This window comes from Ferrovibrio sp. (genome assembly GCF_019636075.1).
Taxonomy (GTDB): Bacteria; Pseudomonadota; Alphaproteobacteria; order Ferrovibrionales; family Ferrovibrionaceae; genus Ferrovibrio.
Map to the genome: position 1 here is coordinate 18,299 of NZ_JAHBYG010000024.1, position 15,635 is coordinate 33,933.

Sequence of the window (15,635 nt, forward strand, 5' to 3'; positions counted from 1 at the left end):
GCTATTTTCCCACCCCGGGTCGGGGAAGCCCGACCTTATATTTTGCGTACCGCGTCAGTTCCGCGTCCGCTTGATGACAGTTATATGACAGGGCCAGCCGGTGACCAAGGGTTATTCGCATACAATCGAACTCACCGCAGACGGTATCCGGCTGGATGGCGAGACCTATCCTTTTATGTTGCGGCGCGATGCCCGCGCCCGGCGCATGCTGTTGCGGGTAATGCCCTCTGATGGTGCCGTGGTGCTGGTGCTGCCGCGCAATGCGTCGCGCCGGGCGGGCGAGGTTTTTCTGGCTGAACAGGCGGGCTGGATCGCCGCGCGTCAGGCCGAAAGGCAGGCGTTGCGGGTGGGTTTGCCGGCCTGGGCCGATGGCGGCAGCCTGCCTTACCTAGGGGAAAGACTGCCGATTCGGCATCGACCAGAGGCGCGCGGTCGCGGCGCGGTCTGGCTTGAGGATGGGGCCGTGCATGTTTCGGGCGAGGCGGCGCATCTGCAGCGCCGGCTGCGCGACTGGCTGATTCGCCAGGCCCGCCAGCGCGTGGCGGATGAGGTGCAGGATGCCACGCTGCGGGCCGGCGTGCGCGCGGCGCGGATCAGTCTGCGCGATACCACCAGCCGCTGGGGCAGTTGCTCCTCCACCGGCACGTTGTCGTTTTCCTGGCGGCTGATCATGGCTCCGCCACCGGTGCTGCGCTATCTGGTGGCCCATGAAGTGGCGCATCTGCGCCACATGGATCATGGCGCGGGCTTCTGGGGCCTGGTGGCCAGCCTGCTGGGCGGCGAAGCGGACATGCGGGCCGCCAAGGCTTGGCTGCGCCGCCATGGTGCCGCCCTGCATCTGGAAGGCTGACGGCGCATGGCCAAACTGCATCGCGATTCCGGCGCCCTGGTGGTGCTGCTGGGCTGCATCATCGCCATCGGTCCGCTCAGCACCGATATGTATCTGGCTTCGCTGCCATCTCTCACGACGGTGTTCGATACCGATGCTGCCCGCGTGCAGCTCACCCTGTCGGCCTTCATGGTCGGCTTCGCCCTTACGCAGTTGATCTATGGCCCGTTATCGGATCGGCTGGGGCGCAAGCCGGTGCTGCTCGGCGGCGTGGCGATCTACACCCTGGCCAGCCTGGCCTGCCTGCTGGCGTTCAATATCGAAATGCTGATCGTCGCCCGCTTCATACAGGCGCTGGGCGCTTGTTCCGGGGTGGTGATCGGCCGTGCCATCGTGCGCGATTTGCATGAGCGTGAGCGCGCCGCCCAGGTGATGGCGATGATTGCCATGGTGATGGCGATAACGCCGGCATTGGCGCCGGTGGCCGGCGGCTATCTGCAGCAGTATTTCGGCTGGCAGGCGAATTTCGTCGCCATGGCTTGCTGCGGCTTGATGTTGTGGCTGCTGGTGGCGCTGTTGCTGGCCGAAAGCAACATGCGGCGCGATCCCGCCGCCACGCGCCCCGGACCGATGCTGCGCAATTTCGCCAGCCTGCTGCGCAATCGCGCCTATTGCGGCTATGCGCTCTGCGTGGCGGCCGGCTATGGCGGATTGTTCTCTTTCATCTCCGGCTCGTCCTTCGTGCTGATCCAGGTTTATGGCCTCTCTGAAACCGCCTATGGCTACAGCTTCGGCGCCATCGCGTTTACCTATGCCAGCGGTGCGATGATCGCCAGCCGCATGGCGCCGCGCCTGGGCATGCAGCGCGTGATCGCCATCGGCAGCACGATCTGCCTTGTGGCGGGCCTGTCGATGGCGGCGCTGGTATGGGGCGCGCCTGCCTTCACCGGCGGCAATGGCCATTGGCTGCTGGTGGAAGCGCCGATGCTGCTCTACATGGTGGGTTTCGCCATGGTGTTGCCGATCGCCCAGGCCGGCGCGCTGCAACCGTTTCCGCATATCGCCGGTTCGGCCGCAGCCCTGATGGGTTTTTTGCAGATGAGCGCGGCGGCGGTGATCGGCATCATCGTGGGGCATGCCTTGGATGGCACTGCCTTGCCGCTGGCGCTGGCGGTGGCGTTTTGCTCGCTGGTCATCCTGGCGGGCTATCTCACGGTCAGGCGCGCGGCCGCCAGGCCGTAGGGGTCGAACCTTAATCGGTGCCCAAGCGCTGGCGCAGCCAATCATGCAGGGCGCCCAGAAGATCCTGCGGCAGCGGCCCGGCCAGGCCCGGATCCTCGGTATTGGCCGGCCGTTTGAAATTGTGGCTCAGCCCGGCAAAGCGCAATGCGGTATGCTGTTCGGGCTTGGGGCGCGCGGCCAACGCCTTTGCCATGGCATCCAGGTCGCGGCCGGGGGAAACCTGATTGTCTGCCTCACCCTGCAACAACAGCACCGGGCCGCGATATTCGCGCGCCAGCCTGGTGGGATCGAGCGGCAGCAGGGCCTGCAGGAAGGGCCCGGCATAACTGGGATACAGCGCGGCCAGGCTGCGCGGCGTATCGGCCGGCACCTTGCCCTCGGCCAGGATGGCGGCGCTCACCCGCTTGTTGGCGGCCATCACCGCGCGCGTCTGGGCCGGCGTGGCCTTCTGTTCGGCCAGCACGCGTTCAAGCTGTTCGGTCACCACGGCTTCCAATGGCCGGCCCGGCGTGGCGGCCAGCACCAGCACGGCTGGTTCCGCGCCCGTGGCACGCAACAGGCTGCTGGCGGCCAGTGCGATCACGCCGCCTTCGGAATGGCCCAGAATGCCGCTGCGCTTGCCGTCGATGCCGGGATGTTCGGCCAGGAAGCGGAAGGCCGAGGCGGCATCGCCAACGAAATTCTCCCAACGGAAGAAACTGTCGAACTCAGCCGGATTGTCGGGCAGGGTGGCATTGTTGGCATGCATGCCGCGTTTGTCGTAGCGCAGGGTGGCGATGCCCTGGCTGGCCAGATATTCGGCGATCTGGCGCAGCAGGTCGGTGCGCAGATAGGGCGGCTGGTTGCCGTCGCGGTCGGTGGGGCCGCTGCCCTGGATCAGCAGCAGCGCGGGCCAGCCGGCGGCCGGCTGGTTGCGCCCGGCCGGCAGCACCAGGCTCAGCGCCAGCGGTGCGCCGCCGGCGCCCTGGGCGACGCCGTGATTCACGGTGAAGGCATCCTCGGCGGCAGCGGGCATGGGGTGCAGCAGCAGGGCAAGCAGCAGGCCAGGCAGCAGGCCAGGCAGCAGGCCAAGCAGCAGGCCAGGCAGCAGGAATGGAAACAGCAGATAACGTGACATGACGGGACCGATCCTATTGCTTTGCCGGCTTATTGTCTTGTGCCCTATTGTCTGGTGGGTTGCGGGCCGACCTGCCAGATCATGCGCGAGTCCCCGATCGCTCCCTCGCCCTGGGCGCCAGGCTGGCTGCCCGGCATCGGGGATTCCACGCGCGCCCGGCTATCGGCCCGGCTATCGGCTGCCGGCGAACCCTGTGCGGAGGGTTGAAGCTGTGCCGGGCCCGCGCTTTGCGGCCGGCCGAATTGCCGCAGGATGCGATCCCATAGCGAGGGTTCGTTGGTGCTGCCGGAATTGTTATTGGGCGGGGCGGCAACGGCAGGTCCGGCCTGGGCATCGCTGCCGAGCAGGCCGGATAGCAGCCTTTGCAGCCCGCCGCGCGCGGTGGGCAGGTCGCGCGGTTCGCTGCCGCGCAGGGCATCATTCATGAAACCGCGCCAGATCTGTGCCGGCAGGCCGCCGCCGGATACCTTGTTCATCGGCGAATTGTCGTCGTTGCCGACCCACACGCCGGCGATCAGATCGGGCGTGTAACCGATGAACCAGGCATCGCGGTAATCCGATGTGGTGCCGGTCTTGCCCGCCACCTGGCGGTTGGGCAGGCGGGCGGCACGGCCGGTGCCGGTATCCACCACGCCGCGCAGCAGATCGTTCAGCATGCCCAGCGGCTGCTCGTCGATCATATGCGCCATCACGCTTTCATTGCCGCGCCGGAACAGCACATTGCCATTGCCATCGGCTACTTCGCGCACGCCATAGGCCATCACGGTATAGCCGCCATTGGCAAACGCCACATAGGCATTCGACAATTCCAGCAACCCGGTCTCGAACGCGCCCAGCGCCAATGAGGGATGCGGCTTCAGGTCGCTGACGATGCCCAGCCGGCGCGCGGTGTCGATCACGCGCTGGCGGCCCACCTGTTCGGAGAGCCGCACCGCCACGGCATTGGACGAACGCGCGGCTGCCTCGGCGAAGCTGATATCGCCCTGGTATTTGCCGTCGAAATTGCGCGGCGACCATTTGCCGTCGATGGTGATCGGCGTATCGGAGAACATGTCGCCGGGTTCGATGCCGGTTTCCACCGCGGTGAGAAACACGATCGGCTTGAAGGCGCTGCCCGGCTGGCGGCGGGCCTGGGTGGCGCGGTTGAACGGGCTGTCGATATAGTCGCGGCCGCCCACCATGGCGCGCACCGCGCCATCGGGCGACAGCGCCACCAGGGCGGCCTGTTCGGCATTCTGCTTCTCGCCCTCGCGGCCCATCACGGCGCTCACGCTGCGTTCGGCGGCCTGCTGCAGGCGCGCATCCAGGCTGGTCAGCACCACCAGGTCGCCATGCTGGCGGCCGACAAGCTGATAGACTTCCTCCAGCACCCAATCGGCGAAATAGCGCGCATTCGGCATCGGCGAACGCGAGGCGGCCAGTTGCGCCGGGCGCTTCAGGGCGGCATCCAGCGCGCTATCGTCGATCAACCCGGCATCGGCCATGTTGCGCAATACCTGGGATGCGCGCTGTTGCGCCGATTTGATATTGCCAGTGGGGGCCAGCCGCGACGGGGCCTTCAGCAGACCCACCAGCATGGCGGATTCGGTCAGGCTCAGCTGCGTGGCCGGCTTGTCGAAATAGCGTTGCGCGGCGGCTTCGACGCCATAGGCACCGGCGCCGAAATAGACCCGGTTGAGATACATTTCCAGGATCTGGTCCTTGGTGAAATTGCGTTCCAGCCACAGCGCCAGCAGCACTTCCTGTGCCTTGCGCTTGAGCGTGCGGCCGGAATCCAGGAACACATTCTTGGCCAGTTGCTGCGTCAGGGTAGAGCCACCCTGCACCACGCGGCCGGCGCGCATGTTCACCCACATGGCGCGGGCCAGGCCGATCGGATCGAGGCCGAAATGATCGTAGAAGCGCCGGTCCTCGGTGCCGATCAGGGCTTGCGGCAGATGCTTGGGCAGTTCCGAGAGAGTGCGGTGTTCGCCATAGAGATCGCCATAGGTGGCCAGCACGGTGCCATCGGCGGCCTTCAGCGTCACCGAATTGCGCCGTTCGATTACATAGAGTTCCTTGAAGTCGGGCAGGTCGTAGGCGAAATAGGCAAACAGGCCGCCCAGCGCCACCACGGCCCAGATGCCCGCCACCAGGGCCAGCCGCAGCAGGCCGCCGGCCAGGCCGCGTTTGGGCCGGGCGCCGCCGGATTTGCGGCCGCGCCTGCCATTGCCGGTTTTCGCCTGGTTTTTCTGGCTGGAGTTTTTCTGGCCGGGATTTTTCTGGCCTGGGGGTTTCGGTTTGCTGGGATTGGGCATCGAATCCGGTAGGTTAAGAAGCAACGCGGTTGGCGCCTATGTGGCGCCGGAATGTGACGGCTTTAGGGCGGCCATTCTGCCAGCAGGAGGTTGACGGGGGGTGAAAGGAATGTATGTTATATAATAACATATTCTGGAAATCTCATGGCGTCTCACGATCATCATCATTCCGGGCATCATGACCATCATGCCCATGCCGCGTTCCCGGCAGGATCCCTGGCGGTGCGGGTTCTGGCTGCCGGTGCCGGGCAGCGCATTCTGATGGTGTTGCCGGCCATTGCGGTGCTGTGGGCCGCCGTGGCCTGGGCGCTGCTGAGCGATCATTGAGCCATGGCCGATATCCACCTGCATAACGTGACCGTGGCCTATCAGCGCCACCCGGCCCTGCATCATATCGAAGGCTGCTTCGCCGCTGGCTCGCTTACCGCCGTGGTGGGGCCCAATGGCGCGGGCAAGTCTACCTTGCTGAAGGCGATTGCCGGCCGGTTGCCGCTGGCCGATGGCCATATCGAGCTGGCCGGCCTGAAGCCGCGCGACATCGCCTTCCTGCCGCAGCAGGCCAGCCTGGACCGCGATTTTCCGCTCAGCGTGCTGGAACTTGCGATGCTGGGCCATGCCCGGCATGCCGGCGTGTTCGGCAGCTTCGGCAAGCGCGGCCTGGCGGCGGCGGAAGCCGCGCTGGCGGCGGTGGGCCTGGAAGGCTTCGAGCGCCGGCGTATCAACACGCTCTCGGGCGGCCAGTTGCAGCGCGCGCTGTTTGCCCGTGTGCTGGTGCAGGATGCCCGGGTGATCCTGCTGGACGAACCCTTCAATGCGCTGGATGCCCGCACGGTGGCCGATCTGCTGGCTTTGCTGCATCGCTGGCATGGCGAAGCGCGCACGGTGATTGCGGTGCTGCATGATTTCGATCTGGTGCGGCGCGGCTTTCCGCAGGCGCTGTATCTGGCCCGCCAGCCGGTTGCCTGGGGCAGCACCGAAAGCGTGCTCACGCCGGAAAACCAGCTACGCGCCCGCCATATGGCGGAATCCTGGGATGAAGACGCAGCGCTTTGCCGCATTCCCGATCAAGCCGCGTGACCGGCGTATCATGCTGTACGATTTCCTGATTCAGCCATTCGGCGAATTCGCCTTCATGAAACGCTCGCTGGTGGCCTGCCTGGCGCTGGCACTGGGATCGGCGCCGATCGGCGCAATCCTGATGCTGCGCCGCATGAGCCTGTTCGGCGAGGCGATGAGCCATGCCATCCTGCCCGGCGCCGCCGTTGGTTTTCTGGTGGCGGGATTTTCGCTGCCGGCGATTTCGGTGGGCGGCATCATCGCCGGCCTGGTGGTGGCCTGGGCGGCCGGTGCTGCCACGCGGGCCACCGATCAGCGCGAGGATGCGTCCTTCGCCGCGTTCTACCTGATCGCGCTGGCGCTGGGCGTTACGCTGATTTCCACGCGCGGTTCCAGCGTGGATGTGATGCATATCCTGTTCGGCAGCGTGTTGGCGGTGGATGAAGCGGCCCTGCTGCTGTTGGCCAGCGTGGCCACGCTCAGCCTGTTGATACTCGCTGCCGTATACCGGCCGCTGCTGATGGATGCCTTCGAACCGGATTTCCAGTTCGGCGGCGCGATCCATCATTTCATCTTCCTTGGCCTGGTGGTGGTGAATCTGGTGGCCGCTTTCCAGGCCATGGGCAGCCTGATGGCCGTGGGCCTGATGATGTTGCCGGCGCTGGCGGCGCGCTATTGGGCGCATTCGTTGCCCGGCATCATGCTGATGGCCACCGGCATCGGCGCCTTGGCCGGCTATGGCGGCCTGCTGCTTTCCTTCCATGCCAACCTGCCTTCGGGCCCTGCCATCGTGCTGGTGGCCGGCGGCGGCTTTCTGGTGTCGCTGTTGTTCGGTCGCGCTCGCGGCCTGGTGCAATTGCTGCGCCGTCAACCCCATCTGGAGGCATGATCGTCATGCGCAAATGCCTGCTCGCCCTGCTGTTGACCGCCATGGTGGCGATGCCTGCCGCGGCGCAAGACAAGCGCAAGGCCATCGCCAGTTTTTCCATCCTGGCCGATATCGTGCGCCAGGTCGGCGGCGAGCATGTGGAGGTGGCCACCCTGGTGCCGGCGGGCGGCGATGGCCATGTCTATCAGCCCAGCCCGGCCGATGCCCGTGCCGTGGCCGGCGCCGATATCCTGATCAGCAATGGCCTGAATTTCGAGACCTGGCTGGACCGCCTGGTGCAGGCTTCGGGCTTCAAGGGCACGCGGATCGTGGCCAGCGAAGGCATCCCGCCGCGCCGGTTGAAGGATGACGGCCACAAGCATGATCATGATCATAAGCCGGGCCAGAAACACGATCACGGCGCGGCGGATATCGATCCGCATGTCTGGCACGACCTGACGCGCATGCGCCGCTACGTGGCCAATATCGCCGAAGGGCTGGCCAAGGCCGATCCGCAGCATGCCGAGGAGTATCGCAAGCGCGCCGCCGCCTATACCGCCCAGTTGGATGCACTGGATATCTGGGCCAAGGCCGCCTTCGATGCGATCCCGCGCGCCCAGCGCAAGGCGATTACCCAGCATGATGCCTTCGGCTATCTGGCCGACCGCTACCAGATCGAATTCCTGGCGCCGCAGGGCATGAACACGGAAACCGAGGCTTCGGCGGAAAACGTGGCCAGGCTGGTGCGGCAGATCAAGCGCGAGCGGGTGCAGGCGCTGTTCTTCGAAAACATCATCAATCCCCGCCTGATCGAGCAGATCGCCAAGGAAGCCAAGGTGAAGGTGGGCGGAAGGCTGTATTCCGACTCCCTCAGCGTGCCGGGCAGCGAAGCCGGTTCGGAGGCCGACAGCTTCCTGAAGCTGTTCCGTGTCAACGTGGAGCGGCTTGCAGACGCCATGCGCCGCGAGAGCTGAGCCCCGGCGCCGCGAGCTGATTGCTGTAAATACCGCGCCGCGCTAACCTCATGCTGGTTGATGGCTGGGGGAACAAGGCTTGCTTGCGGATAACGGAGCGGAAACGGCCCGGGGGGGATCGTTGCGGCCGGCCTTGCGCATCGGCCAGCTTATCTTCGGCGGCTTTTCCGCCCTGGTGGGTGTGATCCTGCTTTCCAACGGCATCGGGCTGGTTACCCTGCGCGATATCGAGCGCCAGGCCGATATCTTCACCCGCCAGGCCGTAACCGCAGGCCTGGCCGCCGATATGGAACGCGGCGTGACCGATCTGCGGCTGGCGGTTTATGGCTATCTCGACAGCGGCGATGGCAACCAACGGGCCGAAGTTGTGGCGCGCGCCGAGGCCTTGCGCCGGCAAGTGGCTGAGGCGCGGGATTTCGCGGTGATCGATGGGGCGCTGGCCACCTATGCCCAGCTATTCGACGCGCTCACCCGATTGCAGACAGACCGCGATGTGGCGCGGCAGGATTGGCTCAGCCGGGTTGAAGTGGCGCTTGGCGCGCTGGAAATCGTGGCCGGGCGCAGTTTCGAGGCGCGGGATTTCAGCGGCAGCGCGCGGGCCGCGATGCTGCGCCAGAGCCTGCTGCAAAGTCAGGCCCAGGCCTTGCAGATATTGCTCACCGGCAGCCGCGCCAATCTGGTGGCCTTGCGCAATGCGCTGAGCCGGCTGCGCGACGACCTGCTGGATCTGGAATCCGGCTTGCGCGACGAGGCGGATCGGCTGACCGTGCAGCGGCTGTTGGCGGCCTATGGCGATCTGGAAAGCGGCTATGCCGATCTGATCGATCTGGAGGATGCCATCCTGCGCGAGGCCGCCACGCTGGATGCCCATGGCCGAGGCATCGGTGCCTCGGCAGCCGAGTTGCGCGGTATCGCCAATGCCGCCGAACGCCGGCTGGGCCAAGCCTTGCGCGCCGATCTGCGCCAGGGTGCGGCGCTGAATCTGGTGGTGGGTGGGCTTTGTCTGTTGCTGGGCCTGGGCTGTGCGCTGGTGGTGGTGCGGCGCACGGTGAGGCCGCTTGCGCAGATCACCGAGGCGATGCGGCGGCTGGCCGGCGGCGCGTTGGATACCACGCTGCCTTATCTGCGCGAGGGCAACGAGATCGGCCAGATGGCGCGCGCTACCGATGTGTTCAAGGCGGCGATGCTGGCGGCCAAGGCGGCGCAGGCCGAGGCCGAGCGGGCGCTGAAGGAATTGCGCCTCACCGAGCAGGAATTGCAGGAAAGCCGGCGGCTGCTGCAAACCGTGCTGGACGAAGTGCCGATCGCCATTCATGTGAAGGATGGCGCGCGGCGTTTCACGCTGCTGAACCGCCATTACATCGAAGTGGTGGGCCGGCCGGCGGCGGAATTGCTGGGGGCCGATGAGAGCGAAGCCGCCGGACGCCATGCGCCGGATGGCCTGGCGGCGATGGAGGATCGCGTGCTGAAAGCCGGCCGCGCCACCGGCTTTCTGGAGGTGCAATTCCCCGATGCTTCGGGCCGCGAACGCACCTGGCTGCTGAATAAGGCGCCGATGCGCGGCCGCGATGGTGCGGTGGAACAGATACTGACGGTGATGTTCGATATCTCCGACCAGAAGCGGGCGCAGCGCGAGATCGAGAAGGCGCGTCGCCTGCTGCAAACCGTGCTGGACGAATTGCCCATCGCGGTGAGCCTGAAGGACGAGCATCTGCGCTTCGTGATGGTGAACCGCCTGTTCGCCGAATTCGCCGAGGCGCCGCCCAGCCGCCTGCTCGGCCGCCGCATGGAGGAATTGACCGGCGAGGCGATTTCGGATCGCACCAATCAGCAGGACCAGCAATTGCTGCAGCGTGGCACCGCCACCGGCTTCGTGGATATCGAGCGGCTGCGGCCGGCCACCGGTGAGCGGCAATATCTGCTCTACAACAAAGTGCCGATCCGCGGCGAGGATGGCCGGATCAGCCAGATACTCACCGTGACGCTGGATATCACCCGGCAGAAACGCGCCGAACGCGCCACCGAGGAAAGCCGCCGCTTGCTGCGCCAGGTGTTGGATGGCTTGCCGATCATCGTGAGCGTGAAAGACCGCGATCTGCGCTATCGCCTGGTGAACCGCCATTTCAGCCGTGTGCACAACATGCCTGTCGAGGCCGCGCTTGGCCGCACGGCGGAAGAATTGTTTCAGGCGGTGCCCAGCAAGTTGGCGCTGGAGCGCGATCAAGCCGTGCTGCGCAACGGCGAGGCCAGCGGTTTTCATGAAATGACCTTCCCGGATGCGGAAGGCAATCTCGGGGTCTGGCAGCAAAACAAATTGCCGCTGCATGGTCCGGAGGGCGAGGTGGAGGCGATCCTCTCGCTGGCTTATGACGTGACCGCGCAGAAACAGGCGGAAAAGCTGATCGAGCAGAGCCGCCGCACATTGCAGACTGTGCTGGATGCCCTGCCGGTGGCGATCCATCTGAAGGATATGGAGCGCCGCTATCTGTTGGTGAACCGCTATTTCGCCGAAGTGGTGGTGGGCGGTGTGCCGGAAGAGATGCTGGGCAAGCGCGCCGATGCGGTGTTCGGTCAGCGCCATCGCGGCTTTCTGCACGATTACGAGGAGCAGGTGCTGGCAACCGGCCGCGAAACCGGTTTCGTGGAGGTGCAGCATCCCGATGCCAGCGGCACGCCGCGCGCCTGGCTGTATAACAAGCTGCCGATCAAGGACCGGGATGACAGCATCCGCCAGGTGCTGACCGTGGCGCTGGATATCACCCATCTGAAGGAAGTGGAGGCCGAGCTGGTGGCGGCGCGCGACCAGGCCGAACAGGCGGCACGCGCCAAGGCGGAATTCCTGGCGGTGATGAGCCATGAAATCCGCACGCCGATGAACGGCGTGCTGGGCATGACGCGGCTGCTGCTGCGCACCGCGCTTTCGCGGGAACAGCGCGACCAGGTGGAGACCATTCTGGAATCCGGCCGTGCGCTGCTGGGCATTCTCGACAACATCCTGGATTTCTCCAAGCTGGAAGCCGGGCGGGTGGAAATCGAGCAGATCGACTTTTCCTTGCCTGAGTTGGTGGATTCCGTGCTGTCGATGCTGGCGCCGCGCGCAGCCGAAAAGCCCGGCCTGCTGCTGCGCGCCGAGATCGACGGCAGGTTGGCGGCGTGGCATCGCGGCGATCCCACCAGGCTGCGTCAGGTTTTGCTGAACCTGGTGGGCAATGCGCTGAAATTCACCGAACGCGGCGCCGTGCAGGTGGAAGCGGCGCTGCTGGATGAGGCTGCTGCCATGCAGCGCCTGCGGGTGAGCGTGCGCGATACCGGCATCGGCATTTCGCACGAACAGCAGGCGCGTCTGTTCGATGCTTTCGCGCAGGCGGATTCCTCGATCACCCGGCGCTATGGCGGCACCGGCCTGGGCCTGAGCATCTGCAAACGGCTGATCGATGGCATGGGCGGCCGCATCGGCGTGGATAGCGAGGCAGGCCAGGGCGCTTGTTTCTGGTTCGAACTCGATCTGCCGTTGGGCGGCAGCCCACGCATGGCGGCAGGCGACGCGGCTGTGGATGCGGCCGGTCTGCTGCCGCCGCTGCGCCTGCTGCTGGTGGAAGACAATGCCGTGAACCAGCGGGTGGCGGCCGGCCTGCTGCGCCAGGATGGCCATGGCGTAACGATTGCCAGCGATGGCTTCGAGGCGCTGGCGCTGGCTGGGCGGGAGAATTTCGATGCCATCCTGATGGACATGCAGATGCCCGGGATGGATGGGCTGGAGGCCACGCGGCGCATCCGTGCCCTGGGCGGCCGGCTGGCCAGCCTGCCGATCATCGCCATGACCGCGAATATCCAGCCCGAGGATGTGGCCGCCTGCCGCGCCGCCGGCATGGATGATCATGTGGGCAAGCCATTCGATCCGGCCCAGCTATACCTTTGTCTGCACCGGCATCTGCAGGCCGAAGGGATTGGCGCGTTGCCGGCTGGCGGGGATCGAAACCCGGCGGACGAGCGGCCCGGCAGCCCGGCCGATCCGGCGGATGATTTTAACTGGCCGCGATTGGAGCGGCTGGAAGCCCGGTTGGGGCGCGATGAGATGGCGGTGATGCTGTTCGGCTTCCTATCCGATTTCAGCGGCCAGCTGGCCGGCTTGCTGCAGGCGGGGCAGCCGTCCGATTTCAAGCCGCTGGGCAGCTTTGCCCATACCGTGAAGGGCAGTGCCGGCACGGTGGGGCTGATGGCGGTGGCGCGGGCCGCGTCGCAGCTTGATGCCGCCTGCCGCGCCAACGATGGCCAGGCCGCCGCACGGCAAGCGGCGGCACTCGCCGCAGCGATGGCCACAGGGGAGCAGGCGCTCAGGCAGCGCTATGGCGGCCTTCACCTGAAAGATTAGGATCAACAGGAAAGGAAACGGCTGCCGCTGCGTCGATGCAGACGCATGTCCCGGGAGGAGAGGGGACGGACGGCAGCCGGTGTGAAACCTTCAACCGGCCGGGATTGCCTGCAGCGATCCCGGCCGGGTGTAGAGCTTAGAGCGCGTCGTCGTCGGACTCGCCGGTACGGATGCGCAGGGCCTTTTCCAGGTCCAGCACGAAAATCTTACCATCGCCGATCTGGCCGGTCTTGGCGGCGGCCTGGATGGCTTCCACCACGCGATCGGCCAGAGCCGATTTCACCGCCACTTCGATCTTCACCTTGGGCAGGAAGCTCACAGCATATTCGGCGCCGCGATAAATTTCGGTATGGCCCTTCTGACGGCCGAAACCCTTGACCTCGGTGACCGTGAGGCCCTCGACCCCCAAATTCGTGAGTGCTTCGCGCACCTCGTCGAGCTTGAACGGCTTGATCACCGCAATGACCAGTTTCATGTGTCGCACTCCTCAACGTTTTTATCGCAACGTTTTGACGCCGGGCTGCCCGCGGATTTGCGGGCGCCGATCCGCGGGTTCTGGCGCTTCGCCCAGCTACTCCTTCAAGAACCGTGCCGCTAGCGGATTCCGAGCATGCAGCCCGCTGCAGGCCGAGTCGAAACGGACTTTAGCCCGATTGGCCGGCGCCGGGAACCGATAACCGTCCGGCTCCTGCCTGCCAATCGGGCTATTTGCCTAATAAATAGACGCATGCATTTCCGTCGGCGCAAATGCCCAGGATCAGATGCCGGATATCACGCCCCTGGTATCAGGCTCCCCCTGGTATCAAGCCCCTGATACCAGGCGGTTGCAGGCCGAGGTGACCGCTTTCAGCGAGGCGGCCACGATATTGCGGTCGCGGCCGACACCGAACAGGGTGGTGCCATCGGGGCGTTTCAGCTCCACGAAAGCGGCGGCCTCGGTGGAGCTGCCCTTGCCGATGGCATGTTCGCGGTAATCGATCAGGTTCAGCACCACCCCGGCATGGCGGGCGAGCGCGTCGATATAGGCATCGATCGGCCCGGTGCCGCTGCCTTCCAGCTTCACCGTCTGGCCGCCCACCTCCACTTCGGCGGTCAGCAGCCGGCGCTCGCTGGCATGGGGATCGGGCAGGGTGCGATGGCCCTTGAAGCGATAGGCCGCCTCGGGCTGGCTGAGATATTCGCTCTCGAAGGTATTCCAGATCAGATCGGGCGAGATTTCCTTGCCGGTGCCATCGGCGATGCGCTGGATCACCTGGCTGAACTCGATCTGCAGCCGGCGCGGCAATTCGATGCCGTAATCCTCTTCCAGCACATAGGCCACGCCGCCCTTGCCCGACTGGCTGTTGATGCGGATCACCGGCTCGTAGGCACGGCCCACATCGGCCGGGTCGATGGGCAGATAGGGCACTTCCCAAACGCCGTCGTTACGGGCCTTCTGCGCGGCGATGCCTTTCTTGATGGCATCCTGGTGCGAGCCGGAGAATGCCGTGAAGGCCAGTTCGCCCACATAGGGATGGCGCGGATGCACCGGCAACTGGTTGCAATATTCCGCCACCTTGGCCACAGCGGTGATATCCGAGAAATCCAGCGCCGGATCCACGCCCTGAGTGAACAGGTTCATCGCCAGGGTTACCACATCCACATTGCCGGTGCGCTCGCCATTGCCGAACAGCGTGCCTTCCACGCGGTCGGCGCCGGCCATCACGCCCAGTTCGGCGGCTGCCACGCCGGTGCCGCGATCGTTATGCGGATGCAGGCTGAGGATGATGCTGTCGCGGTTCTTCACCTTGCGCAGGAAATACTCGATCTGATCGGCGTAGATGTTGGGCGTGCTCATCTCCACCGTGGCGGGCAGGTTGAAGATCAGCTTGTTTTGCGGGGTGGGCTGGATCGCATCCATCACCGCCTCGCAAATCTCGATGGAATAATCGATTTCCGTGCCGGTGAAGCTTTCCGGCGAATACTGGAACACCCATTCGGTTTCCGGTGCGGCCGCCGCCATCTGCTTGATCAGTTTGGCGGCATCCACGGCGATCTTGGTGATGCCGGCCTGATCCAGACCGAACACCACCCGGCGCTGCAGGGTGGAGGTGGAATTGTAGAAATGCACGATGGCGCGGCGGGCGCCCTTCAAGGCCTCGAAGGTGCGGGCGATCAGTTCGGGCCGGCATTGCACCAGCACCTGGATGGTGACATCGCCGGGGATGCGGTTTTCCTCGATGATCTGGCGCACGAAGGCAAAATCCGTATCCGAGGCGGCGGGAAAGCCCACTTCGATCTCCTTGAAGCCGAGCTTCACCAGGGTATCGAACATGCGCAGTTTGCGCTCGGGGCCCATCGGCTCGATCAGCGCCTGGTTGCCATCGCGCAGATCCACGCTGCACCAGATCGGCGCCTTGGTGATGGTGCGGCTGGGCCAGGTGCGATCGGGGATGTTGATCGGCTGGAAGGGGCGGTATTTGTGAAACGGCATCGGGCTCTGCATGGCAGGCTCCCTCTATTCGAAAGCGTCGGATCGGGTTTGAAAGGGCGCGAAAAAACGGCCGCCGAGGGGCCCCGGTGGGCTCAGCGACCGCCGATAAGTCGCGGGGCGAACGAAACGATCCCGGCCGCAAGACGGCTGAAACCCGGGCGGCTGAAACCCAGGCGGCTGAAACCCAGGCGGCAAAAAACAGGGCGGCTGAAAACATGAGACGACATGGCTATGTCCGGAAACTAAAACTGACGTGAGGCAATTCAGGCCCCTGAGCGGGGCAAGCGACTACGAGCCCGACCCTGCTTACAGGATCGGGTAGCTAAGGAGCAGGGTAAGTCGCGCCGAGAACGTCATGGCGATAAGTCTGCCCGAAGGTGAATGTGGCGTCAAGTCGACCGTTGCCG

11 protein-coding genes are annotated in these 15,635 nt (G+C 65.3%); 7 read left to right on the forward strand and 4 right to left on the reverse strand.

Translation table 11 applies throughout. From position 1 onward, the window contains the following. Positions 1-100: 100 nt before the first annotated feature. On the forward strand, positions 101-850 hold the full coding sequence (locus KF827_RS11445) for a SprT family zinc-dependent metalloprotease (RefSeq protein ID WP_291005200.1): 750 nt from the start codon (positions 101-103) through the stop codon (positions 848-850). 6 nt (positions 851-856) lie between these two features. Further along, a complete protein-coding gene (locus tag KF827_RS11450; protein WP_291005203.1) occupies positions 857-2,071 on the forward strand; it encodes a multidrug effflux MFS transporter in 1,215 nt (404 codons plus the stop codon). A gap of 10 nt (positions 2,072-2,081) precedes the next feature. On the opposite strand, the gene KF827_RS11455 is transcribed toward KF827_RS11450, so the two are convergent. Together KF827_RS11455 and KF827_RS11460 are read right to left on the reverse strand one after the other, a co-directional pair. Beyond that, positions 2,082-3,188, reverse strand: coding sequence for an alpha/beta fold hydrolase (locus KF827_RS11455; RefSeq protein WP_291005206.1), 1,107 nt, complete (start codon positions 3,186-3,188; stop codon positions 2,082-2,084). Positions 3,189-3,232: 44 nt separating this feature from the next. Beyond that, positions 3,233-5,485, reverse strand: coding sequence for a penicillin-binding protein 1A (locus KF827_RS11460; RefSeq protein ID WP_291005209.1), 2,253 nt, complete (start codon positions 5,483-5,485; stop codon positions 3,233-3,235). A gap of 144 nt (positions 5,486-5,629) precedes the next feature. Here KF827_RS11460 and KF827_RS11465 point away from each other — a divergent pair, with 144 nt between their 5' ends. The 5 genes from KF827_RS11465 (at position 5,630) to KF827_RS11485 (ending at position 12,755) form a co-directional block, all read left to right on the forward strand. Continuing rightward, positions 5,630-5,812, forward strand: coding sequence for a hypothetical protein (locus tag KF827_RS11465; RefSeq protein WP_291005212.1), 183 nt, complete (start codon positions 5,630-5,632; stop codon positions 5,810-5,812). A gap of 3 nt (positions 5,813-5,815) precedes the next feature. Further along, positions 5,816-6,562: an ABC transporter ATP-binding protein gene (locus KF827_RS11470; RefSeq protein ID WP_291005215.1), complete on the forward strand. Its 747-nt coding sequence runs from the start codon at positions 5,816-5,818 to the stop codon at positions 6,560-6,562. Further along, on the forward strand, positions 6,519-7,430 hold the full coding sequence (locus KF827_RS11475) for a metal ABC transporter permease (RefSeq protein WP_291005217.1): 912 nt from the start codon (positions 6,519-6,521) through the stop codon (positions 7,428-7,430). Before KF827_RS11470 ends, KF827_RS11475 begins: the two co-directional genes overlap by 44 nt. Positions 7,431-7,435: 5 nt before the next feature. Then, the gene (locus tag KF827_RS11480; protein WP_291005219.1) at positions 7,436-8,383 is read left to right on the forward strand and encodes a metal ABC transporter substrate-binding protein; all 948 of its coding nucleotides are present in this window, start codon (positions 7,436-7,438) and stop codon (positions 8,381-8,383) included. A 121-nt stretch (positions 8,384-8,504) separates the two neighbouring features. After that, on the forward strand, positions 8,505-12,755 hold the full coding sequence (locus tag KF827_RS11485) for a PAS domain-containing protein (RefSeq protein WP_291005222.1): 4,251 nt from the start codon (positions 8,505-8,507) through the stop codon (positions 12,753-12,755). Positions 12,756-12,891: 136 nt separating this feature from the next. Here the strand turns inward: KF827_RS11485 and KF827_RS11490 are convergent, their stop codons facing one another. Both KF827_RS11490 and leuA read right to left on the reverse strand, forming a co-directional pair. After that, positions 12,892-13,230 carry a P-II family nitrogen regulator gene (locus KF827_RS11490; protein ID WP_291005224.1) on the reverse strand — a complete coding sequence of 113 codons (339 nt, stop codon included), beginning with the start codon at positions 13,228-13,230 and terminating at the stop codon, positions 12,892-12,894. 327 nt (positions 13,231-13,557) lie between these two features. Next, entirely contained in the window at positions 13,558-15,240 is a 1,683-nt protein-coding gene (gene leuA, locus KF827_RS11495; RefSeq protein ID WP_291005227.1) for a 2-isopropylmalate synthase, read from the reverse strand. Between the last annotated feature and the right edge of the window lie 395 nt (positions 15,241-15,635).

Excerpts from the sequence above, each read along its gene's own strand:
- leuA (WP_291005227.1), bottom strand. The coding sequence starts at position 15,240 with ATGCAGAGCCCGATGCCGTTTCACAAATACCGCCCCTTCCAGCCGATC.
- KF827_RS11465 (WP_291005212.1), top strand. The coding sequence starts at position 5,630 with ATGGCGTCTCACGATCATCATCATTCCGGGCATCATGACCATCATGCC.
- KF827_RS11490 (WP_291005224.1), bottom strand. The coding sequence starts at position 13,230 with ATGAAACTGGTCATTGCGGTGATCAAGCCGTTCAAGCTCGACGAGGTG.
- KF827_RS11470 (WP_291005215.1), top strand. The coding sequence starts at position 5,816 with ATGGCCGATATCCACCTGCATAACGTGACCGTGGCCTATCAGCGCCAC.
- KF827_RS11460 (WP_291005209.1), bottom strand. The coding sequence starts at position 5,485 with ATGCCCAATCCCAGCAAACCGAAACCCCCAGGCCAGAAAAATCCCGGC.
- KF827_RS11455 (WP_291005206.1), bottom strand. The coding sequence starts at position 3,188 with ATGTCACGTTATCTGCTGTTTCCATTCCTGCTGCCTGGCCTGCTGCTT.
- KF827_RS11450 (WP_291005203.1), top strand. The coding sequence starts at position 857 with ATGGCCAAACTGCATCGCGATTCCGGCGCCCTGGTGGTGCTGCTGGGC.
- KF827_RS11475 (WP_291005217.1), top strand. The coding sequence starts at position 6,519 with ATGAAGACGCAGCGCTTTGCCGCATTCCCGATCAAGCCGCGTGACCGG.
- KF827_RS11480 (WP_291005219.1), top strand. The coding sequence starts at position 7,436 with ATGCGCAAATGCCTGCTCGCCCTGCTGTTGACCGCCATGGTGGCGATG.